Here is a 25463-nt window from a genome sequence, read left to right as displayed (position 1 = left end):
GATCTTGCGTTCGAAGATCCCACCGAGTTCCTGTGCCATCTGCATCTCACGCTGAACCGGCTTGGCCACGTCGATGCTGAGCAGATCACCCACCAGCGGAAGTCTCCATCGAGGTCGCGGGATCGGCTGGGAGTCGGTGGTCGCAGGGCTGCTCGTCGAAAGCTGCGGTGACGCCATTCGTGAGAGTGTGCCCCACCGCCGACGAGAGGCACACCGCCGCCTCCCACCGCTCAAGGGCTCCCTGACTGCCGTCCCACTAGTCGACACGCGCCACGCCGATGTACGGGGGTAACTGACATCCGCGCTCGCAGCCGCTAACCTGAGTCAGATTCAACGGGCCGATCTTGAAGAACCGGGGGTTTACGCATGGCACAGCCGCATAAAGGCGACCGCGCCGCGATGACTCTACGCATCCCCGCTGAGCTGCACGAACAGCTCCGCAACGATGCCAAAGACGCCAAGGTCGCGCTATCCCAATACGTCGCCGACCTGCTCGCACTACAAGCCGGTCGACCGGACCTTGCCCGCGAGATCAAGGCGGTGGCCGTGTAAACGCCACCAGAGAGGGCCGCTAGCCGCCAACTAGCCCGCCCTCAGATGCAGAAAACCCCCCGCCTGCCAAGCGAGGGGTCTTCCAAACCGAATCTGTGACCGAGCAAAGTCGCCAAACTCCTCGGGCACTCGAACTTTCTCTCCAGAAAGCCTTCGTTATGCATATTAGCGAGCGCTGCTCGTTTGGGCCAACTTCCGTCTCAAATCACACTCCCGCGTGTCGCCCTCAACGGAGCGCACACACCGCCCGGGACAACCGTCGAGGTCCCGGCCGCGCCACTCCCCAGACCCGCCGTGGTCGCCGTCGCGGCAGCTACAACCTCCGCGTAGCCGATGGTGCCTACTCCCCCATCCCCGTCTGGGACTCCCGCACGGGCTGGATGCGCCAGATCATGACCTTCGCCCGCAGCGAGACCGGTATCAAGATCTGCCACGAGCACCGCATCGCCCCGGACAAGTTCATCGCCGCCGCCAACGCTCACGCCGCTTACGCCGACGAATCCACCGGCCGCAGCCTCACCGCCGCCCGCGACACCCTCGCCGAGTACGCCGGCATTAGCACCGACGTCCTCGATCGTGCCCGCCAGATCCTTCGCCGCATCGGAGCCGCCGTCGAGCTCGTCCGCGGCCGCTACCTCACCATCGCCGAACGCATCGAAGCCAGCCTCACCCACGGTGGAAAGCAACTTCGCGCAGCTTCCGTGTGGGCCTTGACCAGCAAGTTCACTGCCAACTCTTCTGTTTATCCCCAGTTTCCGAATCATGCGGATCTACCGGAGAACCCTTTGGGTTCTACAGGTATCTCTCGTTCTCAAGTAATCACCAACGCGCGCGCTACGCGCCGCGCCCGGGCTTCGATGAAGGCCGGGAGCGACCCACGACCCCTGCACGCTCAGATCGCCGCAGCGCGCCTGGCCGACCGACTCGGTCCCACGATGCCCGAATACCGCGGCGTGGATCGGAATGGCCACTACGTACCCGGAATCACCCATCACCACGTCGGAGCGATCGCCGATGCCCTGACCGCCGCAGGCATCGACACCACCCGATGGACCGGCGACGACGTAGCCGACCAGATCACCGAGTTCCGCCACGACCGCAGCCTCCCACACCTAGCATCCCCGACCGCTTTCCTGCGCTGGCAGCTCCGTGCCCTCGCCGATGTGTGGTCAGGGCCTACCCCCACCGAGCGCCGCACTGAGATCCAGGACCGCCGCGCCGCCGAACGTCGCGCCGAACTCGACCGGCGTGCTGCTCATCCTCCGGCCAGCGACGACACCCGTGCCACCGCTCTCGCCGAGATCCGGCAGATACTGTTCCGGCGCTCGGGCATGCGCACCCGGACCCGCGGGGACCGCTTCGACCGGCACCGCTACTGAACGAAATTCTCGCTCCGGTCAGAACCACAGCGGCGAAGGGGAATCGAATCGTTTCACGCGGAAGCCACTCCTACCCCTCGAGCTTGCGGGCATCATGCAGTATCCGACCCACCGCTCCGGTCGACATCTCCAGTTTCTCGGCGATCTCGCGGTACTTCATCCCCTGCTGGCGAAGTTCGACCACCTGCTTGCGTCGGCGTTCTGCGCGTTCGAGGAATTGGTCTCGGGGTTCGGCAATCAGGCGACGTGCAGTGCGCTCCGACGAGCCGAGCCGGCGTGCCAGTTCCTTTGCGGTGATGGACCGACGTTGTTGTGCCTGGGCGCTGCCGCTCATTGCGCGAACTCCAATGCTGTCGCCAGATTGAACTTGGTGGCCCGCTTCCTGTTTGCTTCCCGTTTGGCGGAGCTCATGACCTTGCCGCCCTTGCTGCCACGTACTGCCTGGCGCGCCCGGAACGTCCCCTCGTCGAAATTACGCCAGATCCACTTGCCGATGGAGTACGCCGTGGCACGGACCTCGATGAAAGGAAGAGGGTCGGCGAACTCGCTGTTGATTCCGTGACAACGCTGAAGAACCAGCTGAAGCCACTGGTCTACGGTGCCCTGACGATGGTGCCACCACTGTGGGTACGCCCACTTACGGGCAGTGTCGAACATCGTCACATTGCGGCCCAGACCCACGGAGCGGTCGGGCCGGCGCGGAGCCTGACGAGGTGTGTAGATGGTCGCCAGATCCCGCAACGAGTACGGATCCCCTGGACCGTAAATGGTTTCCCATTCAGGGTGGATCGGGTTCTTGGTCAGCTGCCCACCGTAGGAGAAGTCCCCGCCGACGGAGATACACAGACCTCGCTCGATGCGATGGGCATAGCGCAGCGGAGTCAACCGCGCCGAGTCGGTACGGCAGACTCGATGGTCGCCCAGCCACCAACCCAGGTGCGCCCGCCCGGAGGGAGACTGCGCGACCCAGCTCGGCGTCGGATGATCCGACGGTTTCTCGAACGCCCGCATCGCCGCATCGGGGTGGTCACAGTCGATGACGATCGATCCGAGCAACGCGTGTGGAGAGTGCTGGATGTAGCGCATCGTCAATGCCTGGTCACGGCTCATTCGGTACTGACCGTGCTCGAGTTGGTTCGTCGCGAACGGCCGATGCGGCAGTAGCACCTCGTTTCCCCACTGCTCGTCAGTGAGAAGGGACTCCCCCGCCGTTTCCATGCCGAGTACTGTGCACTACCAAGATCGAGTATTCGGGTAGGACACGCCGAGCCATATACAGACATTATTCGGGTAGGTCATGCCAAGCCATATCAGGTATCCGCCCCGCCTTCTCCCTTTCGAACCCTCGAACATGTCCATTCGTGGCAGAGGCTGTGCTTCACGTACCGAAGTTACGATGAGAACCATGACCGGGAAGAAGCGCATGGCCTTCGACATCAGCGAAGCCGACGCCGACCGGATTCGCGCCGCCTACGTCGGCACCCGCGCCATCCTGCCCCCGGCCACCCTCAGCGAGTTCATCACCGACCTGCTGGTCGAGGCCACCGAACGTCTCGAAGCCGAACACAACGACCGCCGGCCCTGGCGCACCCCCAGCCGCAGCGAACTCAAATCCCTCTCCCAGACCGGCGTCGGACGCAACGCCCCCAGCCGCCCAGGAGAACAGGACCAGCAATGACCGAGGCGTCACGCACACCGCGCCCCAAACTCGGGTTCCACACCGACCAGGCCGAACGCATCCGCGCTGCCTACCTCGGCACCCGCGCAGTCCTTCCGCCGAGCACCTTCAGCGAATTCCTCGAGACCGCCGTCCTCGAGACAATCGAACGACTCGAAGCCGAACACAACAACGGCCACAGCTGGGACGCCCCGACCACCGGGGAAGTCAAATCCACCGCCCAGACCGGCGTCGGCCGCTGGAATCGCACCTGACCGGTTCTCAGTCGCACATCCTCATGCGTTGAGGACACGATGAGAACCACCCATTCTCACCCCCAGTGGGACTCTCACGCCTCATATAACCCATTATTACTATGGAATCCCTTTCATGAGGCAGCAGCACAGAGAACCCTCAAGCACCCATGCGAGTGTGCGCGAGAATCCGTGACGATAACGCTCCCGCCAGCACAAACAACGCCTATCCGGTAGCCGGCCGAATGACAGTTGCCGCCGTCGTTCTCGTCGTAACGGTCGCCGTTCTCGCCGTCGAGCCGATAGCGGGGCGCACCACGACGCACCAAGATCAGTCGGTGCCGCGTGACACAGTGCCGACCACCGACTGACCGAGCCCGAGAAAAGGACCGCCACCGACGTGAATGAGCCCCACCTCTACGCCCGAACCACCTACCTCGGCTTCGACGGCCCACCCGAACCCGTCCGCAATCTCGCCGGAGGTCTCACGGGTCTGTGGTGGCTACTGATCGGGGTAGCCGTAGCATCCGCCGGAAATCGGGCGGATTTGGCGTATCCGACTGGTGGGCACGGGGTTTCGAGTTCGGCATGCGCTGTCGACTGGTTGGTGCTTGACTGCCGATGATGATGTTGGTCGGTGCTGGTGGAGGCTGGGGTCGTGGCGACGCGGATGTTCGCGGACGAGGAGTTGGAACGACTGCGGGGATTCCCGGAGATCAGCCGCGAGGATCTGTTCCGGTACTTCACGCTGACGCCTGCGGATCTGGCGTTCGTGGATCCGGGCCGGGGCCGGGGCCCAGCCGAGCGGCTGGGCTTGGCGATCGCGTTGTGTACGCTGCCGTGGCTGGGATTCGTGCCGGATCGGCTGGTCACGGCTCCGCCGGTGGCGGTGGCTCGTGTCGCCGAGCAGTTGCGGTTGGATCCGGTGGTGATCGGTGCCTACGGCAGGCGAGCCAAGACCCGCACCGAGCATGTGCGCCTGGCCGCGCGGTACCTGGGATGGCGTGCGGTCGGTGCGCTCGAGTTCAAGGAGCTCGATGAGTTCCTGCTCGCGCGGGCGATGGAGCACGATTCCCCGACTCTGCTGTTCCGGCTGGCGTGTGAGTATCTGATCTCGGCGAAGGTGATCCGGCCAGGCCCGGTCACCGTGGTCGAGCGGGTCGCCCACGCCCGCCACCAGGCCCAGACCGAAACCTATGACCGGCTCGCTCACGAGTTCACTGCGGCGCGGTGCGCGGAGTTGGACGGCTTGCTTGTCACCGACGCTTCGCTGGGGATCTCGCGGTTGCGGTGGCTGTCGACCGGGCCGGTGGAGGCCTCGGCGGCCGCGGTCCGCGCCGAGGTCGACAAGCTGGGTTTCCTGCGCGGGTTGGGCGCTGATCGGCTGGATATGTCGGTGCTGCCCGCCGAGCGGCGCCGGTTTTTGGCCACGATGGGCCGGCGCCTGAGTCCGCAAGCGCTGCAACGTCGGGATCCGCAACGCCGGTATCCGATCCTGCTCACGGTGCTGGCCCAGTCCGGCACCGATGTCCTCGATGAGGTCGTGGCGTTGTTCGATCAGGCGATCTCGGTGAAATTCGGTGCTGCCGAACGGAAGATGCAGCAGCGGCTGGCCGAACGAGGGAAGACTGGAGAGGACCGTCAGGCGCTGCTGGACGATCTGTTGGAAATCGTCACCGACCCCGGCGTTCCGGATGAGGAGATCGGTGCGCTGATCCGCGGCGAGAAGATCGGGTGGGAGCGCCTGCGCGCGGCGATCGCCCAGGCCAAGCCCAGGTTGCCGCGTGATCACGGGCATCTGGCGGCGTTGGATTCCTCCTACAACTACCTGCGTCAGTTCACCCCCGCGGTGCTCGAAGCGGTGCGCTTCTGCGGCGGTACCGCCGCGACCGAGTTGCTGATCGCGGTGAACATGCTGCGCGAGTTGAACGCGACCGGGCGGCGCAAGGTCTTCGATGACGCCCCGACCGGGTTCGTGCCGATGAAGTGGCGCGGCTACCTCGACGAGGCCCGCAAATCCGGCAGCGCGACCGCGTATCGGCACTACTGGGAGTTGTGTGTGCTGCTCGGATTGCGTGACGGGTTGCGCAGCGGGGATGTGTTCGTGCCGGGCTCGCGCCGTTACGCCGACCCGGCCGCCTACCTGCTCACCACCGGGCAGTGGGAACCGCAACGCGTTGAGTTCTGCGGCCTGGTCGGGCGATCCGCCGATCCTGGCGTCGCGCTGGCCACCGTGGTCGCCGAACTGCACGACGCTCTCGGTGAGCTGGAGGAGGTGCTGGCCGGCGGGGACGGCCCGGTCCGGCTGGACGAGGGCGGGGATCTGGTGATCTCGCCGCTGAGCGCGGAAGATGTTCCCGCCGAGGCGATCACGCTCAAGGCCGAGCTGACCGAAATGCTGCCGTTCGCGCCGATCGTGTCGCTGCTGATCGAGCTGGACAAACGCACCGGCTACCTGGACTGCTTCACCCACGCCGGCGGTCAGGCCACCCGGACGCCGGAGCTCAAACGCAACCTGATCGCGGTACTGCTGGCGCACTCGACGAACCTGGGGTTGACCCGGATGGCCGAGGCGTGCGGAATCACCTACGACATCCTGGCCTGGACCGACGAGTGGTATGTGCGCGAGGAGACCCTGCGCGCGGCCAACCTGGTACTGGTCGGCTACCACCAGCGGCTGCCGCTGACCGCGGTGTTCGGCGCCGGAACACTGTCGTCGAGCGACGGGCAGCGTTTCCCGACGCGCGGTAAGTCGACCACGGCGCGGCCGTTGAGCCGCTATTTCGCCAGCGAGGGCCTGTCGACCTACACCCATGTCAGCGACACCCACGCCACCTACGGCACCAAGGTCATCGTGGCGACCAAACGCGAAGCCCACTACGTGCTCGATGAGATCCTGGGCAACGCCACCGATCTGCCGATCACCGAGCACGCCACCGACACCCACGGGGTCACCCTGGTCAACTTCGGGTTGTTCGACCTGCTCGGGATGCAGCTCTCGCCACGGATCCGGGATCTGGGGCGGATCACCCTGTACCGGCCGGGCCCGCGCGCCGAGGCCGAGGCCCGGTTCCCGCACGCGGGCCCGCTGATGACCCGCAAGGCCAACCTGGGTTTGATCGCCGAGCACTGGGACGATCTGCTGCGGTTGGCCGGATCGCTGAAGTTCGGGCACGCCACCGCGTCGCTGTTGGTCGGCAAGCTGTCGGCGTCGGGGCGGCAGAACACCCTGGCCGCGGCGCTCAAGGAGTACGGGGCGCTGCGGCGCACCATTTACGCCGCGAGATACCTCTCCGATCCGGACTACCGGCGCAAGATCTCGCGGCAGCTCAACAAGGGCGAGTCGCTGCACGCGCTGCGCCGCGACCTGCTCTATGCCCATGAGGGGATGATCCGGGCGCGCCACCTCGAGGACCAGACCGAGCAGGCCTGGTGCCTGACCTTGACGACCAACGCTGTGATCGCCTGGACCACAGAGTATTACGGGTTCGCTGTCGAGCAGATGCGCCGGACCGGGCAGCGTATCGATGACGAGGTCCTGGCCCACATCAGCCCGGCCCACAGTGCCAACATCAACTTCTTCGGCGCGATCGAGGTCGACATCGACGCCGAGCTGGCCCAGCTGGGCCCGACCGGGTACCGGCCGCTGCGGGTGCGCGACACCTTGTTCTGACCGCGCGGAACCGGGGCCCGTGGTTACGGCGTGGCGATGTCGATAGCGGTGTCTGCTGGCGTGGGTGTTCGGTGGGCGGTGAGGAAGTTGTCGACGAGCCGGGTGCAGTCGTCGTGGTCGATGCTGCGTAATCCGGTGAGACGGGCGAACACGATCGGGCCGAGGAGTTCGATGATGGCGAAGGTGGTGTCGAGCTCGCCGAGCATCGCGCGGGCCTCGGGACTGGTGAGGATCTGGTCGAACGGGTGGCGGTACTGCTCGATGACGCGCGCGCGCAGCGAGGTGACCGCGGCCGGGTCGGGGTGGTCCTCGCCGATGGAACCCATCGCCAGCCAGGCCAGGGTGGTCATCTGCACCGGAGCCTGTTCGATGAGGTCGGCCTGGCTGGCGAGCAGCGCCAGGAGCCGCTCACGCACGGGCCCGGTGCCGGTCGGTGTGTCGACCTGGGGAAGTAGTCGTTCGAAAGTCGCCGCGAGCAGCTGGGTGGTGCTGCCGAAGTGCCGGTAGAGGGTGGCGCGGGCGACCTTCGACACGCGGGTGACCGCCTCGACGGTGACCGCCTCGACACCGCCGGTGGACAGCAGATGGGTGGCCGCGTCGAGCAACCGGTTGCGTGAGCGCGCCAGTCGCGGATCGGCCTGCTCGTCGTCCGCGGCGAGCGGGTCGGTCGCCGCCGGGCCTGGGTCGGTCATGGACGCGCCTTCCTCCGAATTCGTGTCGTTGAACTCTTGATATGGGTGAACTCTATCCCACCCCCCAACCACTATGATACGAATGGTCTCGTACAGATACCGTTGGTCTTCAAAGTCGGGGAGGTGCCGGTGGCCACACCCGGAACGGACACTGTCGAGATCGCCCGCTGGACCAGGGCCCAGTGGTGGATGCTGGCGGTGTCGTGCCTGGCGGTGGCGCTGGTGGTCGCGGCGATGGCGGCGTTGTATTCGGCGTTGCCGCAGATCGCGCTTGCGACCGGGGCCACCCAAGCCCAGCTGACCTGGATCGTCGACGGCTACACGCTGGTGCTGGCGTGTCTGGTGCTGCCCGCCGGCGCCGTCGGTGACCGTTACGGGCGCCGCGTGGTGCTGGTGGTGGGGTTGGTGGTGTTCGCCGCCGCCTCGGCGCTGCCGCTGCTGCTGTCCGACCCGGCCTGGTTGATCGCGACGCGCGCGCTGGCCGGGGCAGGCGCCGCGCTGGTGATGCCCTCGACGCTGTCGATCCTCACTGCAGGGTTCGCCCCCGCTCATCGCGGCCGGGCGGTGGGGATATGGGCCGGGGTCGCCGGATCCGGGGCGATACTGGGGATTCTCGGTGCCGGGGTGCTGCTCGAACGATGGTCGTGGCTATCGGTGTTCGTAGGGTTGACCGTGGCCGGGGCGGTGCTGGCGGGGTTGGCGTGCACCATCGCCGAGTCCCGCCAGCGCGAGCATCCGCAGGTGGACTGGGTGGGCGCGGTGGCGGTGGCGGTCGCTGTCGCGGCGATCGTGTTCGCCGTGATCGAGTTCCCCGCGCGCGGCTGGGCCGACCCGCTCGTCGCCGCCGCCGCCGGGGTCGGCGTGGCCGCGACGGCGGCCTTCGTGGTCGTCGAGCTGCGCTCGGCGGCGCCGCTGCTGGATGTGCGGTTGTTCGCCCGCCGTGGTTTCGGTGCCGGGTCGCTGTCGGTGACCATCCAGTTCCTGGTCACCTTCGGGGTATTCCTGCTGCTTGTGCAGTACCTGCAGCTGGTCTTCGGTTACGGGCCGCTGGCCTCGGCGCTGGCGTTGGCGCCGATGGTGGTGCCGCTGGTCGTGATCTCGGTGATCGCGCCGTGGCTGTCGAGCCTGGTCGGGTTACGGGTGATGACCGTGGCCGGCCTGCTCACCATCGCCGCCGGGCTGGTGCTGGTGAGCCGGCTGACACTCGCCGCGCACTACCTCGACCTGCTGTGGCCGCTGCTGATCATGAGCGCGGGCCTGGGATTGTGCACCGCGCCGGCGACCTATGCCATCGTCGCCGACACCCCCGAGGCCAAACACGGGGTCGCCGCCGCGGTCAACGACGCCGCCCGCGAGATCGGCGCCGCGATCGGGATCGCCGTGGCCGGCAGCGTGCTGGCCGCCGGCTACACCCACCGCATCCAGCCCGCCCTGCCCCAGTTGCCCGAGCCCGCCCGCGGCCCGGTCGCCGATTCCCTGGCCGCGGCGCTGCAGGTCGCCGACCAGGCCGGACCGGTGGCCGCACCGCTGGCCGAGTTCGCCAAGGCCGCGTTCGTGCACGGCAGCGGCCAGGCCGCGCTCGCCCTGGCCGCCCTCACCACCGTCGGGGCGATCGTGCTGGCAGTACTGGCCCCCGGCCGCGCACCACGCCGCCGATACATCTCGACCATTTCCCCCGCAAAACACGCTCCCTTCTCGTGAAAGACGCCCGTCATGACGGCCTATCGCACGATCATCGTCGACACCGACGGATCCGACCGCTCCTACCGTGTGGTCGACCACGCCGCCGAACTCGCCCACGCCACCCACGCCCGGCTCCTGATCATCTGCGCCCGCCACCACATCGACGCACGTGAGCTCGGGGCGGACCTCGACCGGCTCGGACCCGACGCCTACCAGCTACGCGGCACCACTCCCACCGAGGCCATCCTGCGGACCGCCCACCAGCACGCCCTCACCCACAACACACCCCCACACACCGATAACACCCCCTGACCTGTTCCGTAACCGGATCGGCCACCGGAACACCACGCAGAGCCAACGTCGGCCCAGCTCACCGGTGTTCCGTAGAGGTGTTCCGCTGACTGTGCCGGTCAGCCCCCGCTATCTGGAACACTTTCGGCATGGGTGAGCCGTTCCGCGTCGGATACTGCCGCTGCTCCACCGACGAACAAGACGTCGAGATCCAAACCGAGCAGCTATTGGCGCTCGGAGTGCCGCGTGAGCGGATCTTCATCGACAAAGGGTTCTCCGGGACCACCCGCAAGAACCGGGCCGGGCTCGACAACGCACTCGCCGCCGTCACCTCCGCCGCGGCGGCCATCGACGGGCGACAGGTAGTGCTGACCACGCCGAAGTTCGACCGATTCGCACGCAACATGGCCGAAGCAGGCCAGACCCTGACCGAACTGCGCGAGCGCGAGGTGCTGTTCGGACTCGGGAGCTCGATCTACGACTGGAACGACCCGTTCGGCAAGCTCTTCCTGCAAACCTTGGCCATGGTCGCCGAATTCGAGGCCAACCTCAACCACCTACGCACCCGCGAGGGCATGGCCAAGGCCCGCGCGAAAGGCAGGCTCAAGGGCAAGCAGCCGAAACTTCCTCTCACGGCACGGAAAATAATCCACCGCCGCTACCACGACCCCGCCGACGACGCGAGCCTGGCGGACCTGGCCGAGGAATACAGCGTCGGCCGCTCCACCATCCACCGCATCGTCAGCAGTGCTGCACCACGAGCCTGAGAATTCACCAGCCTGTCGTCAGGATCCCGCTACTTTGCACTTCCTGACAACCTTGGGTTGCGGGCCCTTACGTCCCACACGAGTTCTGGCCCGAATCGGATCGTCGGCGAGCTGGGCGGATACGCCGCGCCCGCCAGGAGCCGGTGGCGAGACAGACGATCGTTTCGACCCAACAGGCCGAGCGGATCACCGACCGGCACTACGCCATATCCGCCCGATTTTCGGCAAATGCTACGGCTACCCCTGATCATCGCGGCGCTCATCTGCTTCGGAGCATGCGAGTACATGCGGCGAAAAAGCGTGACCAGGAGGGAACGGCAAGAGAAGAACAGGCTCGGAGCGGCTTTCTTCCTCTACTGCGGCCTCATGGGATTCGTCGTCGGAGTCTTCGGCCTGATCGCCGCGAACTGACCCTTCCTGAACTACTCGGACCGGAGCTGTCGCGGGTGGATGCACCAGGGGGCGGCTTCGCCAACGATGGGCCTCTGCAACGAGCAACAGGATCAGTCGACATTGTGAGACGCCGACCCGAGCGATAAGAACCATCACGCCCGAACGACTCCTCCGAGAACCGGCCGGAGCGCAGTCATCTCTCATCTCACGTATCCGCCTCGATCCCGTCGTGACCTGCGAATCTCATCTGAGAAACCCCTTCTCATGTCATGGTTCTCATTGTTACTATGGGAACTATGATGTGGACGAAGCGACACAAGAACAAGAACGCCTCAGTGCCCGAGAACGTGACAGCCGTCAGCGGATCCATGTGGTTCGCAGGCGTGACCATCACCGTAGGAATCGGGGCGGCCGCGTTCATTCTCAGCTTCCTCGCACTGCGAGACCTGTGCATCCAGGCCGGCCAACCGAGAGAGATCGCCTTCCTGTTCCCCGTCATCGTCGACGGAACGATCCTGCAAGCAACGATGGGAGTCGTTTCCCGACGTCACGACCACCGGGCGCGACGATTCTTCTGGAAGATTCTCATCGGCGCCGCCACCGTCTCGATCGCAGGAAACGCGATCCACGCCGTTCTCACCACGACCCCCGGCTTCAACTCCGTTCTCGCCGCCGTGATCGCCACACTCCCGCCGATCTCACTGCTCGCCTCCACCCACGCGCTGACCGTTCTCGGCCGTCGCACCGCCGCACCCACCGAGACTCACATCGAATCCGCGCCCGCGACACAGCCGCGCCGTGAGACCGCACACGAGAACGCGACCGCACCCACGACTCACGTCACGACCATCACCGAGAACCGTGCCGCCGCCGAGACCGCAAGTGAGACTCCGGTCGCGCGGTCGACTCGCACCGCGACCGCCGACGCTCTCGCTCGACAGCTCGAGGTGCCACTGCCCCACCTGCCCGGCACCCACCTCGACACCAACCCCATCCCGGCCTTCCATTCTCACGAGGAGCGTCGCGAATGGGCACTCGCCCGGCGCCAGGCCGGAGTGGAGGTGCCCGTCATCGCCCAAGAAGTCGACCGCTCCGTCGCCACCGTTTACCGCTGGCTCTCCGAGGCCGACACCTCCGTCACCATCTGAGCATCACAACGACATCGGAAATATCAACTTTTCAGCGGCAAATCGGAATCAACAAACAATCAGAGCGACATCAAAAAATGTCCACGTCTGATGCCTGCCAGTCTCACCTCGGCGCATCGAACCCGGGAATCGTCCCCCGGTTCGGTGCGCCGAGTCGCGTTGTCGGCGTTGACCAGGGGCGATCCGCCCCCGGACCCCCTTAAGGTCGTGTCGGGTGTCGACGAGCAGTGTGTTCGAGGGCCGGTGTGGCAGTCGGATCTTTGCCTCGTTGGTCTCGGGGCCGGCAAACGTATGCTCCCGCGGCCGGCGGACGGTGCCCCCTCGCCCTGGCTAGGAGTGTGCCCCGGCTCGTCTGCGGTGTGTCGGCTCTACCGATCCCCGGGGGCTCCGCCCCCGGACCCCTGTCCCTCCCTCCCAAGGTTCCCGCTGCTCCGCGTGCACCGCGCCCGGTCGCCACACCACGGCCCTACCGGACCCGCCGACCACCGAGCAAGGGAAAACCCGCCCTTGCCCGGCAGTCACCGCGCCCGGTTCACCAGGCCGCACCGACCGACCGAGGTACCCGCTCCACCACCGCCACCGAACCCCGCTACACCCGCAAAACCGCAGGTCAGAGCCTATAAACGTGTGACCAGCATCACCAGAAAAGCACCGGAAAAGCACCAAAGAAACATCGAAAAAGCATCAAAACAGATGTAAACTAGAGGCATGAACAAGGAAGAGATCACCGCGAAGCTCCACAACCTCGGCCGCGACATCGATGCCCTGCTCGAGAACATCTCGACCGGCAAGGACATCTCCGTAGTCCTGGGGGTCCCGGTAGTAATGGCGCAAAAAACAACGAAGTTCGCGTAGTGCCTGGTCAGCGGCGATTTCTCGGTTCGGGCTGCGGGCCGGGGTGGTTGGTGCTTGGCTTGTCTGCCGATGAGGTTGGTCGGCGTGTTGGAGGCTGGGGTTCGTGGCGACGCGGGTATTCGCGGACGAGGAGTTGCAGCGCCTGCGGGAGTTCCCGGAGATCAGTCGTGAGGAGTTGTTCCGGTACTTCACGCTGACCCCGGCGGATCTGGCGTTTGTTGCTCCGCAGGGCAGGGGCCCTGCGGTCCGTCTGGGCCTGGCGGTGGCGTTGTGCACCTTGCCGTGGCTGGGGTTCGTGCCGGACAAGGTGCCGTCGGCGCCGCCGGTGGCGGTGGCCCGGCTGGCGGATCAGCTGAATATCGATGCAGCGCAGCTTCGTTCGTATGGCAAGCGGGCGCAGACGCGGACCGAGCATGTGCGGCTGGTGGCCCAGTATCTGGGGTGGCGGCCTGCCGGGGCGATGGAGTTGAAGGAGCTGGATGAGTTTCTGCTGGCGCGGGCGATGGAGCACGATTCGCCGACGCTGTTGTTCCGGCTGGCGTGTGAGTACCTGATCTCGGCGCGGGTGATCCGGCCGGGCCCGGAAACGGTGGTCCGCCGGGTCGCGCACGCTCGCACGCGGGCGCAGCGGGAGACCTACGACCGGTTGGCGCGCGAGTTCACGCCGCAGCGGTGTAAGGAACTGGATGCGTTGCTGGTCGTCGACCCGTCGATCGAGATGTCGCGGTTGCGGTGGTTGTCGACCGGCCCGGTGGAGGCGTCGGCGACCGCGGTGAAGGCCGAGGTCGAGAAGCTGGTGTTCCTGCGCAACCTGGGCGCGGATGAGCTGGACATGTCGGTGCTGCCGGCGGAGCGGCGGCGGTTCCTGGCGACGGTGGGCCGCCGCTTGACGGGCCAAGCCCTCGAACGCCGGGATCCGCAACGCCGCTACCCGATTCTGCTCACCGTGTTGGCGCAGTCGGCCACCGATGTGCTCGACGAGGTGGTGCAGCTGTTCGATCAGGCGATCTCGGCCAGGTTGAGCAAGGCCGAACGCCGGATGCGCGACGAGCTGGCCGAGCGCGGTAAGGCCGGAGAGGATCGGCAGGGGTTGCTCGACGACCTGCTGGCGATCGTCTGTGACCTGCAGATCCCCGACGAGGAGATCGGCGGCCTGATCCGGGGCGATCGGATCGGATGGGAGCGGTTGCGGGCCGCGGTCGCGCAGGCCAAGCCTCGGCTGCCGCGCGATCACGGGCACCTGGCCGCTCTGGACAGCTCGTACTCCTACCTGCGGCAGTTCACCCCGCAGGTGCTGTCGACAGTCCGGTTCGCCGGCGGCACCGCCGCGACCGAGCTGCTGATCGGGGTGCACATGCTGCGGGAGCTGAACGCGACCGGTACCCGCAAGGTGCCCGACGACGCGCCGACCGGGTTCGTGCCGACGAAGTGGCGCGGCTACCTCGACGAGGCCCGCAAAGCCGGTAACACCACCGCCTATCGGCACTACTGGGAGCTGTGCGTGCTGCTGGGGCTGCGTGACGGGTTGCGCAGCGGGGATGTGTTCGTGCCGGGGTCGCGCCGCTACGCCGACCCGGCCGCGTACCTGCTGACCCCGCAGGCGTGGGAGCCGCAGCGTGACGAGTTCTGCCGCCTGGTCGGCAAGTCCGCTGATCCCGCTCGCGCGCTGGCGACCGCCACCGACGAGCTCGACGCCGCTATGGGCGAGTTGGAGAAGGTGCTCGCCGGCGGCGACGGGCCGGTCCGTCTCGATGAGGCCGGTGACCTGGTGATCTCACCGCTGTCGGCGGAGGATGTGCCCGCGGAGGCGACGGCGCTCAAGGCCGAGCTGACGGAGATGCTGCCGTTCGCGCCGATCGTGTCGCTGCTGATCGAGCTGGACAAACGCACCGGCTACCTGGACTGCTTCACCCACGCCGGCGGCAAACAGGCCCGCAGCCCGGAGCTGAAACGCAACCTCATCGCCGTCCTGCTGGCCTACTCCACCAACCTCGGGCTGACCCGAATGGCCGAGGCGTCGGGCCTCTCCTACGACATCCTGGCCTGGACCAGCGAATGGTATGTGCGGGAGGAGACGCTGCGGGCGGCGAACCTGACGATCATCGACTACCACCAAAGGCTGCCGCTGACCCCGGTCTTCGGCGCCGGCACCCTGTCGTCGAGTGATGGGCAACGGTTCCCGACCCGCGGCAAATCGGTCACCGCCAGAGCGTTGAGCCGCTATTTCGCGAACGAAGGACTGAGCACGTATACCCATGTCACCGATCAGCACGCCACCTACGGCACCAAGGTCATCGTCGCGACGAGACGCGAAGCTCACTACGTGCTGGACGAAATCCTCGGCAATGCAACGGATCTGCCGATCACCGAGCATGCGACCGACACGCACGGCGTCACCCTCGTGAACTTCGGGCTGTTCGACCTGCTCGGATTGCAGCTCTCGCCCCGCATCCGGGACCTGGGCCGGATCACCCTGTATCGGGCGGCGCCTCGGGCCCAGGTGGAGTCCGCGTTCCCGCACGCCGGGCCGCTGCTGACCCGCAAGCTGAATCTGGATCTCATCGCCGAGCACTACGACGACCTGCTCCGGCTGAGCGGGTCGCTGAAGTTCGGGCACGCCACCGCGTCGCTGCTGGTCGGCAAGCTCTCCGCGTCGGGCCGGCAGAACGCCCTCGCGGCGGCGCTCAAGGAATACGGGGCGCTGCGGCGCACGATCTACGCCGCCCGGTACCTGTCCGACCCGGGCTATCGGCGCAAGATCTCCCGACAGCTCAACAAGGGCGAATCCCTGCACGCGCTCCGCCGCGACCTGCTCTACGCGCACGAAGGCGCCGTGCGCGCGAGGCACCTGGAGGGACAGACCGAACAGGCATGGTGCCTCACGTTGGCGACCAACGCCGTCATCGCCTGGACCACAGAGTATTACGGGCTGGCGACCGAACAGATGCGGCGGGCCGGGCGGCGCATCGACGACGAGGTGCTGACGCACATCTCCCCGGCCCACAGCGAGAACATCAACTTCTTCGGCGCCATCGAGGTCGACATCGACGCCGAACTCGCCCAGCTCGGCCCCACCGGGTACCGGCCGCTGCGCGTGCGGGACACCCTGTTCTGACCCGCAGCGCCGGCCCGGATCGGCGGCGGCGCGATCTAGCAGCAGGCGCTGGTTCCGGTGGTCGTGGTCGGGTCGGTGATCGCGTCGGCGAGGGGGCGGGCGAGCTGGTGGTAGGCGTCGGTGACCGGCAGCACCGTCATGCCTGGGAATTTCGCCTGCCAGTGGTGGGCGGCGTCGGAGGTGGCGAGGAACATCTGCGGGTTGCAGCAGGTGGCGCGGAGGTGACCGGGCTGGATCCGGTCGGGGTCGACGAAGGCCACCATCGCGGTGGCCGGTTCCAGGTCGCTGACCCCGGTGACGGGGTCGATGGTCAGGCGCACGGTGGTGCCCGTGATCGGGCAGTCGGATTCGATGCAGGCGGGTGCGCCGATGACGGCGGGGAAGATGAGGGTGTCGGGGGCACACCAGGTGTAGAGCTGGTGGCCACCGACGCTGAACCGGTGCGGGGTCGGGTTGAGGGTCAGGCCCCAGCCGACGATCCGGCCGGCCTCGTCGTATTCGACGTCGGCGCCGATCGGCGTCTGCGCGGGGTCGAGGTCGGGCACTCCCGCGGCGGCGGCGAGTTCGGTGACGGTGACCGGGGTGCCGTGGGCGAGCAGCCGCAGCGCGGCGCGCATCAGCGCCCGGTCCCGGCCGGCGGGCAGGATCTTGGCGAAAACGTCGGCAGTGAGGTTGTCGGTACTCATGGGATCGGACTCCTCGAGGGCGATCGGACAGTGACGGTGCCGACGGTAGGGTCTGTCCCCGGGGTGAGGGTCAAGCCCGTAGCTCGCATCCGCACGGGTCACCGGCCCAGCACAGGTCGTCGGTGGCCAGATGCGCACGGTGTGCGGTTTCGAAGGCGTCGATGCGGTCGAGGATCTGCTCGGCATCGGCGATGCGCTGGCGCAGCCGCTGCCGCGACCGCTGCAGCAGCTCGGCGAGATGGGCGCCGACCGAACGGCCGTGGTCGTCACGGTCGGTGGAGGTGAGCTGGCAGATCTCGGCGATGGTGAGCCCGAGGCCGCGCAGCTCGCCGATGAACCGCACGCACCACTCCGCGTCGTCGGTGTAGAGGCGGTAGCCGGCCGGGCTGCGGCCCAGGGTGTAGATCAGGCCGAGGTCGGTGTACTCGCGCAGCGCCTTCACCGGCACCCCGGTGCGGGCCGAGAGGTCCCCGATCGTCATGTGTCCGTTCATCACTGCCTCCCGTCCGACGGCGTCAGCCTGCGCAGCAGGACAGTTTGGTGACGTCGGTGGTGAAAGTCTGCGCGGTCAGTTTCAGCGCTTCGGCCATGGTCAGGTACGGCGCCCAGGTGTGGGCGAGCCGGTCGACGGTCAGACCCGCGGTCATCGCATAGGTGGCGGCGGTGATCAGGTCCCCGGCGCCGTCGCTGAGGGCGTGCACGCCCATGATCCGGCCGGTGCCGGCTTCGGCGACGATCTTGACCAGGCCGCGGGTGTCCCGGTTGACCAGCGCCCGCGGCACGCTCGACAACCCCAGCACCCGGCACTGGCAGGCCAGCCCGGCCGCGGCGGCTTGCGCGTCGGTCAGTCCGACCGAGGCGATCGCGGGGCTGGTGAACGTCACGCGCGGCACCGTGGTGTAGTCCAGGACGCGATCGGCACCGGCCAGGGCGTTGTCGGCGACCAGGGTGCCCTGCGCGGCGGCCACGTACACGAACTGCGGATCCCCGGCCACGTCCCCGGCCGCCCAGATGCGCGGATTGCTGCTGCGCTGGCGGTCGTCGACCACGACCGCGCCCCGCTCGTCGACGGCGACGCCGACCGCATCCAGGCCCAGCCCGGCGGTGTTGGGGCGGCGGCCGGTGGCCATCAGCACCTGCTCGGCCCGCAGCTCGGTGCTGGCGCCGCCGCCGGTGCGCACGGTCACCACCTTGTGCCCGTCGTCGGCGAGGACCTTCTCGACGGTGGCGGTGGTGAGCACGTCGATGCGCTCGTGGGCGAAGACGGCCTCGAGCGCGGCCGAGATTTCCGGTTCCTCACCCGAGGTCAGCCGGCTACGCGCGATCACCGTGACCTTGCTGCCCAGGCGGGCGAACAGCTGGGCCTGCTCGAGCCCCACATAGCCCGCACCCACCACGATCAGCGACTCCGGCAGCTGCTGGAGGTCCATGGCGGTGGTCGAGGTCAGATACCCGGCCTCAACGAGGCCGTCGATCGGCGGAGCCCAGGGCGCGGCACCGGTGGCGATCAGATACTGGTCGGCCTCGATCACCCGTACACCGCCCTCGGCGCGCGCGACCCGCAGCACGGGTGCCTCGGCGCTGCCGTCGAACACCGCGGTGCCGGAGACGATCTCCCACCCGTAGTCGGCGGCCAGGTCGACATACTTCTCCGCCTGCAGCTGCCCGACCAGCGCGTCCTTGCCCGCGATCAGGGCGGGGAAATCCAGCGGCACCTCGGCGGGGGTGAGCCCGGGGAACCGGCCCGCCGCCTCGGCGGCGTGGCGGGCCTCGGCGGCGGCCAGCAGCGCCTTCGAGGGCACACACCCGACGTTCACGCACGTGCCCCCGACCGTCCCGCGCTCCACCATCACCACCCGTTTGCCGAGGTTGACCGCGGCGATGGCGGCGGCGAACGCCGCCGAGCCGGAACCGATGATCGCCAGATCGGCGCGGGAATCTGTCAAGGTCACGAGGGTGCCTCCTGGTCGGGCAACCGCTGAACCGACAACGGCTGCTATTCGTGTTGACGAATATCTACCGGAACCATATTATGCGCTTATCCGAATAGTTCAAGTCTCGTGGAGGCGATCCCATGGCCCGGTCCACCACCGCCACTGTCACCGTGCCCGGTGCCGAGTCGGCGTGTACGCATCTGGATACGACGGCGAAGTTTTTTCGCGCCCTGTCGGATCCGACCCGGCTCAAGCTCCTCGAATTCATCCTCGCCGGGGAGCGCACCTCCGCCGACTGCGTCGAACACGCCGGCATCTCGCAGCCCCGGGTGTCGGTACACCTGTCCTGCCTGGCCGACTGCGGGTATGTCCTCGCGCGCCGCGACGGGAAGAAACTGCGGTACTCCGTGGGTGATCCGCGGGTAGCTGACCTGGTGATGCTGGCGCGGTCGCTGGCGGCCGACAACTCCGCCGCGCTGGGCTGCTGCCCGCGCATCCCCGCCGCGGACGGTAGTGGGCGGCGATGAACACACCCGACAACAAGGCGATGAACACACCCGACAACGACTCGGGCGGGTTCGGTGGTCTGCTCGCAGTGGCCGGTGGCGTGCTGGTGATGGTCGCCTGCTGCGCCGGTCCCGCCCTGATCGCCGGCGGCGTGCTCGCCGGTCTCGGCGGTGTCTTGACCAGCCCGTGGCTGCTTGCCGCAGGCGTGCTGGTCGTGGCCGCCGCCGTCGGCTACACCCTGCGGCGCCGCGCCCGTAAGGCCACGGGGTGTTGTCCGCCCCGACCCGGATCCCCTCGGTCGGCTCCGGCCGACCGCGACCGGACGGAAACCCCGGCATGACCGTCTCGAACTCTGACACCCCGATGAGCGGTCGCGAGACCGCGCTGACACTCCCTCGCCCCCGCACGAAAGGCCACTGTCCTCGAATGGCCACTCTGCCACGCTTTCGCCGCCCCGCCCTCGCCGCCGCCGCGCTGGCGCTGTCCGCAGCCCTGGCCCTCACCGGGTGCACCTCGACCGACACGACGGCGCAGGATCCGGTGGCGCCGGTGCAGGTCGACACCGTCACCGGCACCTCCATCAGCGTGCCCGGTGACAAGCCGACCGCGTTGTTCTTCTTCTCCGTCGGCTGCGGCGAATGCGTGGGCGGCGCGAAATCGGTGGCGCAGGCGGCCGGACAACTCGGCGACAAGGCGTCGTTCGTGCTGGTCGACATGGATCCGGGTGAATCCGCGCAGACGGTGGCCGGGTTCCAGGACTTCACCGGCACCCAGGCGCTGCCCGCCGTGATCGACACCGGCGCCACCCTCACCACACGACTCTCGGTGGCGTCGCTCTCGACGCTGGTCGTGGTCGATCCGGCGGGCAAGGTCACCTACCGCGCCACCGACCCGTCCGCCGACCAGATCACCACCGCACTGCGCGACGCGGGAGCGGCGTGATGGGCGGACTGCTGGCGCTGGCGTTCACCGCCGGGATGCTCGCCCCGGTCAACCCGTGCGGATTCGCGCTGCTGCCCGCCTGGATCACCCACACCCTCGGCGACACCACCACCGACGCGTTCCCGGTCCGCATGGCGCGCGCCCTGCGCGCCGGGACCGCGCTCACCCTCGGATTCGCGGGCACCCTCGCCGCGGCGGGCCTGGCCGTCAGCGCCGGCGCCCGCGCGCTCATCGCCGCGGCCCCCCGCCTCGGCCTGGCCGTCGGCGCGGCGCTGGCGGTGCTCGGGCTGGTCATGCTCACCGGCCGTGGCCTTGGCCTGCGCCTGCCCCGCCGCGCTCAGCGCCCGCCCCGCGCATCGATGACCACCACCGGTATGGTGGCCGCCGGTGCCGGCTATGCGGCCGCGTCGCTGTCGTGCACCTTCGGGGTGCTGCTCGCCGTGATCGCCCAAGCCCAGGCCACCGCCGGATGGGCAGCGCTGCTGGTGGTGTTCGCCGTCTACGCCGCCGGGGCCGCGACGGTCTTGCTGCTGGTCAGCCTCGCCACCGCCGCGGCGGGCACCGCTGCCACCCGCTACCTCGCGGTGCTCGCCCGCCACGGCACCCGCATCACCGCCGTCGTGCTCGTCGCTACCGGCGCCTACCTCGTCTGGTATTGGTGGCCCGCCGCTATCGGCAGTACCGGTGGTGCCGCGATGGGCTCCACCGCCTGGTCCGCCGCGGTGAGCATCTGGATTCAAAACCACACCGGCACGGTCATCATTCTCGCCGTGGCGGCCGTGGCCGCCACGCTTGCCGCCACCGTCGTTGCCCGCAACACCCGGGCCCGACACCGCGACGCCACCCCCGACAACGACTGCTGCGCCCCCGCACCCGCCACAATCGAGGAGAAACACGCGCGCTGACCGCGCCGACCGGTCGACTGCCGTACCCCTTCCAGAGCGATTCGATCGAGGAAAGGCACCGAGCACATGAGCGAACGCTACGACACCCTGGTACTCGGCGGCGGCATGGCCGGCCTGCCGCTCGCGCTGCGCGCGGCCCGGCACGGCCGCGTCGCGTTCGTGGAGAAAGAACTGCTCGGCGGGACCTGCCTCAACCGCGGCTGCATCCCCACCAAGACCATGATCGCCTCCGCCGCCGTGGCGCACCAGGCGCGCCGCGCCGCCGAATTCGGGGTCCGCCTACCCGGACCGGTCACCGTCGATTTGGCCGCCGTGGTCGACCGCAAGAACACCATCGTCGACTCCATCCGCGCGGGCTCCTACCGCACCGTCGAGAAATCAACGGACCTCGACTTCTACCACGCCACAGGACATTTCACCGCACCCCGCACACTCACCGTCGACGGCACCGACCTGACCGCCGACCGGATCTTGCTGGTCACCGGCACCCGCAGCACCATCCCCGCCATCGACGGCCTCGACACCGTCCCCTACTTCACTTCCCGCACCCTGCTGGACCTCACCGACCTGCCCTCACATCTGCTCGTCGTCGGCGGAGGCTACGTCGGCTGCGAGTTCGCCCAAATGTTCCGGCGATTCGGCTCCGAGGTCACCCTCATCCAACGCGCCGACCGGCTGCTGCCCGGCGAGGACCCCGACATCTCCGCCGCCGTCAGAGAGGGCATGACCGCCGACGGCATCACCGTGCTCACCGGCACCACCTGCACCGCGGCCACCGGCACCACCGGGAACATCCGGCTCGGCTGCACCGGCAGCGAAGCCGACGACATCACCGGCAGCCACCTGCTGATCGCGACAGGACGCACCCCCAACAGCGACAATCTCGGCCTCGAGTACCTCGGTCTCGAACCCGACCCACAGGGCTTCCTCACCGTCGACGCCTCCCTGCGCACCGACGCCGAAAATGTTTGGGCGCTCGGCGATCTGCGCGGCGGGCCCATGTTCACCCACACCGCCCGCGACGACGCCGACATCGTCTACCGCACCATATTCCGAAGCCAGGACCGCACCACAACCGGGCGCATCGTGCCGCACGCGGTGTTCACCGACCCCGAAGTCGGCGCCGTCGGGCTCACCGAACCTGCCGCCCGCGCCGCCGGCTACGACGTCGTCGTCGGGCGCCAGGACTTCACCGGCGTCGTGAAAGCCCGCGCCATCGGCAACACCCGCGGCCTGGTCAAATTCGTCGCCGACGCCGCCACCGACCGTATCCTCGGCTGCCACATCGCCGGACCCGACGGCGGGAACCTCGTTCACGAGGCCGTCATCGCCATGACCACCGGCGCCACCTACACCCAACTCGCCCAAGCCATCCACATCCACCCCACCCTCGCCGAAGCGGTCAACACCGCCGCCGGCGGCGTCCACCGCGAAATCGGCGCATAGACACCCCATGAGCATCGCCCGGTACTCGGGTGAGGCCATTTTCCGACTGCCACGGATAACACCCTGTTATCTGTAGCATCATGACATCCGGCCTGCGCCGACTCCGCTCCGGCGGTGCGCGACGCGGACCTGTTATCTGCGGCAAGCCCAGTGAGGGAGGTACCACCGTGCCGTCCGGGATCACCGTCCGCGCCGCCGGCGACAGCTTCCTCGACTCGATCGGCTCCCCGAACACCCGCCGCGCCTACGGCATCGCCGTCGACAAGACCACCGCCACGCTCGGCGAGACCCGGCGGCTGGCCGACGTCGCCGACGATGAGATCGGTGAAACCCTCGAAACCCTGTGGGGCTCCTCAGCAGTCAACACCTGGAACGCCCGCCGCGCCGCGGTCGCGTCGTGGCTGGCGTGGTGCCGCGAGCACGGCCACACCGCCCCGGCGGTCCCGGCCTGGGTGAAACGCTCCACTCCACCGGACTCCACCACCCCGGTGCACTCGCGCACCGCGATCGACCGGCTCATCGCCCGCCGCGACATCGACCTCCGGGAGAAGACGCTGTGGCGGATGCTCTACGAAACCTGCGCCCGCACCGAGGAACTGCTCCAGGTCAACATCGAGGACCTCGATCTGGCCGGGCGGTGTTGCCCGGTGAAGTCCAAGGGCGCCAAGCCCCGCACCCGCCGCCGCGGTGCCACCTACCACGAGTACGCGCACGAGCTCGTGTACTGGGACGCGGGCACCGCCCGGCTCCTGCCACGCCTCACCAAGGGCCGCACCCGCGGACCGCTGTTCGTCACCCACCGCCGACCGGGCCCCGGAAAGGCCGCCGCCGACCGGGACATCTGCCCCGACACCGGGCTGGCCCGGCTGTCCTACGGCCAGGCCCGCGCCGTGCTGGATGCCGCCACCGCGACGAATGGGCCCGGCACCGGTTGGGATCTGCACGAACTTCGGCATTCCGGCCTGACGCATCTCGGCGAGGCCGGTGCCAGCCTGGTGGAGCTGATGGCCAAGTCCCGCCACCGCAAACCCGAGAACCTACGCCGCTACTTCAAACCCTCACCGGCAGCCATGCGCGGCATCACCAGCCTCATCGGCCCCGACCGCAGCCACCGATAGCGGCCACCAACAAGAGCGTCCGTCTACCCGCTGACCAGGCACTACGCGAACTTCGTTGTTTTTTGCGCCATTACTACCGTGACCCCTCCTGGCCGAGTCCCGCGACACCAAGGCCGCCGCCCGTGCCGCAGGCATGACCGAGGACGAAATCAGCGGCCGCAATCGAATCCGGCCTCAGCTGACCGACCACCCCGGAAGGAAAGACGCGATGACCACTCCCGCCCCCGTCCAGACACTCGAGCTTCCCGACCAGTGGTGCGACTACAACGGCTGCACCACCGAAGCCACCCACACCGACGGCGAGTGGGTCATGTGCCCCCACCACGAGGAACGCGCCTACCGGACCACCACCTACTGGCGGCCGATCCTCCGCTGGACCACCCGCCCCGGCCCCCACTGGCCGGTCTTCATCGCCGAGTACTGATCCACATTCCGCGCCGGTGGGGAGTCACCGCGACTCCCCACCGGCGCGCACTACCGACCCGAACAGGAAACGCCCACATGCTCACCATCACGCACACCCCCACCGAGGGCACGATCATCGACGGCACCAGCAAAGGCGACGGCACCGCGCCGATCCTCAAAACCGCAGGTTGGAAATGGGGACGCAGCATCACCGCCTGGTACATCCCGCACAGCCGCGACCGCGCCCCCCACCTCGCCCGCATCGAACACACCGCCGCCGCCCTGCGCGCCGCCGGCTACGACGTCGAAACCGACATCGACACCACCCTCCGCGACGGCACCGACGCCCACCACGACCGCAACGAGCGTCTGACCGACCGCGCCGCCGCCCTCGCAGCCAAGGCCGAACGCAAGGCCACCGCCGCCGCCGCCGCCCACGCACGCCACGACCACGCCTGTGCCGCACTGCCCGAAGGCGGAGAACCCATCAAAGTGGGACATCACAGCGAACGACGCCACCGCCGCGCCCTCGACCGCGCCCACACCACCGCCCGCGCCTCGATCGAAGCCGACGCCGCCGCCCGCTCAGCCGCCGAATCCGCCCGCATCGCCGCCCGCAGCACCGATCACCGCTACAGCCCCGCAGTGATCCACCGCCGCATCGAACGACAGAGCGCCGAACTACGCAGCATCGAACGCCACCTCACCAAGTACCGCGCTGCCGGACACACCGCCGAGACCAGCAACCACATGCACCAACTCGAACTCAACAAAGCCGAACTCGAGCGCGACATCGAATACTGGACCGCAGTACGCGCCGAACAGGACGCCACCGACGGCCCCAAGCTCTACAGCCGCGCCGACCTACGCCCCGGATGCTTCGTCAACTGCTCCGGCACCTGGCACAAGGTGATCCGAGTCAACGCAAAGTCGGTCACCGTCGCCACCGCCTACAGCTGGACCGACCGACTGCCCTACGACAAGATCACCGACGCCCGCGCCGAGGACGCCCACACCCCCATCCGCCCAGGTCAGTAACCCACATCCGGCGGCCGCGACCC

General features: G+C 68.1%; 26 protein-coding genes. 20 read left to right on the top strand and 6 right to left on the bottom strand.

The genetic code is table 11. The features are described from left to right. Nucleotides 1-366: 366 nt before the first annotated feature. Both ACQR3U_RS16680 and ACQR3U_RS16675 read left to right on the top strand, forming a co-directional pair. Nucleotides 367-552 (top strand): toxin-antitoxin system HicB family antitoxin, encoded by a 186-nt coding sequence (locus ACQR3U_RS16680; protein WP_064061405.1) that lies wholly within the window; start codon nt 367-369, stop codon nt 550-552. Nucleotides 553-944: 392 nt separating this feature from the next. After that, complete coding sequence (locus ACQR3U_RS16675; RefSeq protein ID WP_230810926.1) at nt 945-1931, top strand: replication protein; 987 nt, start codon at nt 945-947, stop codon at nt 1929-1931. A gap of 70 nt (nt 1932-2001) precedes the next feature. Here the strand turns inward: ACQR3U_RS16675 and ACQR3U_RS16670 are convergent, their stop codons facing one another. Both ACQR3U_RS16670 and ACQR3U_RS16665 read right to left on the bottom strand, forming a co-directional pair. Continuing rightward, nucleotides 2002-2265, bottom strand: coding sequence for a sigma factor-like helix-turn-helix DNA-binding protein (locus tag ACQR3U_RS16670; RefSeq protein WP_072815822.1), 264 nt, complete (start codon nt 2263-2265; stop codon nt 2002-2004). Beyond that, the gene (locus ACQR3U_RS16665; RefSeq protein WP_072815824.1) at nt 2262-3149 is read right to left on the bottom strand and encodes a replication initiation protein; all 888 of its coding nucleotides are present in this window, start codon (nt 3147-3149) and stop codon (nt 2262-2264) included. Before ACQR3U_RS16665 ends, ACQR3U_RS16670 begins: the two co-directional genes overlap by 4 nt. Before the next feature lie 187 nt (nt 3150-3336). Here ACQR3U_RS16665 and ACQR3U_RS16660 point away from each other — a divergent pair, with 187 nt between their 5' ends. The 3 genes from ACQR3U_RS16660 to ACQR3U_RS16650 all read left to right on the top strand — a co-directional run bounded on the left by ACQR3U_RS16660 (nt 3337) and on the right by ACQR3U_RS16650 (nt 7515). Further along, on the top strand, nt 3337-3609 hold the full coding sequence (locus tag ACQR3U_RS16660; protein WP_072815825.1) for a hypothetical protein: 273 nt from the start codon (nt 3337-3339) through the stop codon (nt 3607-3609). Continuing rightward, entirely contained in the window at nt 3606-3863 is a 258-nt protein-coding gene (locus ACQR3U_RS16655; protein WP_072815827.1) for a ParB family protein, read from the top strand. The genes ACQR3U_RS16660 and ACQR3U_RS16655 overlap by 4 nt, the downstream gene beginning before the upstream one ends. A 637-nt stretch (nt 3864-4500) precedes the next feature. Further along, a complete protein-coding gene (locus ACQR3U_RS16650; RefSeq protein ID WP_230810925.1) occupies nt 4501-7515 on the top strand; it encodes a Tn3 family transposase in 3015 nt (1004 codons plus the stop codon). Between the two features lie 23 nt (nt 7516-7538). Here the strand turns inward: ACQR3U_RS16650 and ACQR3U_RS16645 are convergent, their stop codons facing one another. Next, the gene (locus ACQR3U_RS16645; RefSeq protein ID WP_006554624.1) at nt 7539-8207 is read right to left on the bottom strand and encodes a TetR/AcrR family transcriptional regulator; all 669 of its coding nucleotides are present in this window, start codon (nt 8205-8207) and stop codon (nt 7539-7541) included. A 129-nt stretch (nt 8208-8336) separates the two neighbouring features. On the opposite strand from ACQR3U_RS16645, the gene ACQR3U_RS16640 reads away from it, so the two are divergent. From ACQR3U_RS16640 to ACQR3U_RS16610, 7 genes are all read left to right on the top strand, one after another. Beyond that, the gene (locus ACQR3U_RS16640; protein ID WP_039583601.1) at nt 8337-9908 is read left to right on the top strand and encodes an MFS transporter; all 1572 of its coding nucleotides are present in this window, start codon (nt 8337-8339) and stop codon (nt 9906-9908) included. A 12-nt stretch (nt 9909-9920) separates the two neighbouring features. Beyond that, nucleotides 9921-10202 carry a universal stress protein gene (locus ACQR3U_RS16635; protein WP_230810924.1) on the top strand — a complete coding sequence of 94 codons (282 nt, stop codon included), beginning with the start codon at nt 9921-9923 and terminating at the stop codon, nt 10200-10202. A 128-nt stretch (nt 10203-10330) separates the two neighbouring features. After that, nucleotides 10331-10948: a recombinase family protein gene (locus ACQR3U_RS16630; protein ID WP_230810923.1), complete on the top strand. Its 618-nt coding sequence runs from the start codon at nt 10331-10333 to the stop codon at nt 10946-10948. A 228-nt stretch (nt 10949-11176) separates the two neighbouring features. Beyond that, on the top strand, nt 11177-11359 hold the full coding sequence (locus ACQR3U_RS16625; RefSeq protein ID WP_283568533.1) for a hypothetical protein: 183 nt from the start codon (nt 11177-11179) through the stop codon (nt 11357-11359). 278 nt (nt 11360-11637) lie between these two features. Further along, entirely contained in the window at nt 11638-12489 is an 852-nt protein-coding gene (locus ACQR3U_RS16620; protein ID WP_230810922.1) for a DUF2637 domain-containing protein, read from the top strand. A 708-nt stretch (nt 12490-13197) separates the two neighbouring features. Further along, entirely contained in the window at nt 13198-13344 is a 147-nt protein-coding gene (locus ACQR3U_RS16615) for a hypothetical protein (protein WP_230810921.1), read from the top strand. A gap of 103 nt (nt 13345-13447) precedes the next feature. Then, nucleotides 13448-16459, top strand: coding sequence for a Tn3 family transposase (locus ACQR3U_RS16610; protein ID WP_005203168.1), 3012 nt, complete (start codon nt 13448-13450; stop codon nt 16457-16459). Between the two features lie 35 nt (nt 16460-16494). On the opposite strand, the gene merB is transcribed toward ACQR3U_RS16610, so the two are convergent. From merB to merA, 3 genes are all read right to left on the bottom strand, one after another. Further along, nucleotides 16495-17145 (bottom strand): organomercurial lyase MerB, encoded by a 651-nt coding sequence (gene merB, locus ACQR3U_RS16605; RefSeq protein ID WP_004018623.1) that lies wholly within the window; start codon nt 17143-17145, stop codon nt 16495-16497. A gap of 70 nt (nt 17146-17215) precedes the next feature. Further along, complete coding sequence (locus ACQR3U_RS16600; RefSeq protein ID WP_004018624.1) at nt 17216-17626, bottom strand: MerR family transcriptional regulator; 411 nt, start codon at nt 17624-17626, stop codon at nt 17216-17218. Between the two features lie 34 nt (nt 17627-17660). Beyond that, nucleotides 17661-19097, bottom strand: a complete 1437-nt coding sequence (gene merA, locus ACQR3U_RS16595) for a mercury(II) reductase (protein ID WP_004018625.1) — start codon at nt 19095-19097, stop codon at nt 17661-17663. A 122-nt stretch (nt 19098-19219) separates the two neighbouring features. Between merA and ACQR3U_RS16590 the strand changes: the two genes are divergently transcribed. The 8 genes from ACQR3U_RS16590 (at nt 19220) to ACQR3U_RS16555 (ending at nt 25440) form a co-directional block, all read left to right on the top strand. After that, nucleotides 19220-19606 (top strand): ArsR/SmtB family transcription factor, encoded by a 387-nt coding sequence (locus ACQR3U_RS16590; protein ID WP_004018626.1) that lies wholly within the window; start codon nt 19220-19222, stop codon nt 19604-19606. Beyond that, nucleotides 19603-19926 (top strand): hypothetical protein, encoded by a 324-nt coding sequence (locus tag ACQR3U_RS16585; RefSeq protein WP_005180211.1) that lies wholly within the window; start codon nt 19603-19605, stop codon nt 19924-19926. Before ACQR3U_RS16590 ends, ACQR3U_RS16585 begins: the two co-directional genes overlap by 4 nt. Before the next feature lie 86 nt (nt 19927-20012). After that, entirely contained in the window at nt 20013-20528 is a 516-nt protein-coding gene (locus tag ACQR3U_RS16580; protein ID WP_005180213.1) for a TlpA family protein disulfide reductase, read from the top strand. Further along, nucleotides 20528-21433, top strand: coding sequence for a cytochrome c biogenesis CcdA family protein (locus ACQR3U_RS16575; protein WP_230810920.1), 906 nt, complete (start codon nt 20528-20530; stop codon nt 21431-21433). Before ACQR3U_RS16580 ends, ACQR3U_RS16575 begins: the two co-directional genes overlap by 1 nt. A gap of 66 nt (nt 21434-21499) precedes the next feature. Then, nucleotides 21500-22879, top strand: a complete 1380-nt coding sequence (locus ACQR3U_RS16570) for a dihydrolipoyl dehydrogenase family protein (protein ID WP_005206419.1) — start codon at nt 21500-21502, stop codon at nt 22877-22879. A gap of 167 nt (nt 22880-23046) precedes the next feature. Then, a complete protein-coding gene (locus ACQR3U_RS16565) occupies nt 23047-23997 on the top strand; it encodes a tyrosine-type recombinase/integrase (protein ID WP_005195278.1) in 951 nt (316 codons plus the stop codon). 208 nt (nt 23998-24205) lie between these two features. Then, nucleotides 24206-24421, top strand: coding sequence for a hypothetical protein (locus ACQR3U_RS16560; RefSeq protein WP_029547350.1), 216 nt, complete (start codon nt 24206-24208; stop codon nt 24419-24421). Nucleotides 24422-24498: 77 nt separating this feature from the next. Further along, complete coding sequence (locus ACQR3U_RS16555; RefSeq protein ID WP_230810919.1) at nt 24499-25440, top strand: DUF3560 domain-containing protein; 942 nt, start codon at nt 24499-24501, stop codon at nt 25438-25440. Nucleotides 25441-25463 lie beyond the last annotated feature (23 nt).

It is taken from the genome of Rhodococcus sp. IEGM1339 (assembly GCF_050321925.1).
GTDB classification, from domain to species: Bacteria; Actinomycetota; Actinomycetes; order Mycobacteriales; family Mycobacteriaceae; genus Rhodococcus; species Rhodococcus pyridinivorans.
The sequence above is the reverse complement of the archived record's forward strand: the minus strand, read 5'-3'. Positions and strand labels throughout refer to the sequence as shown.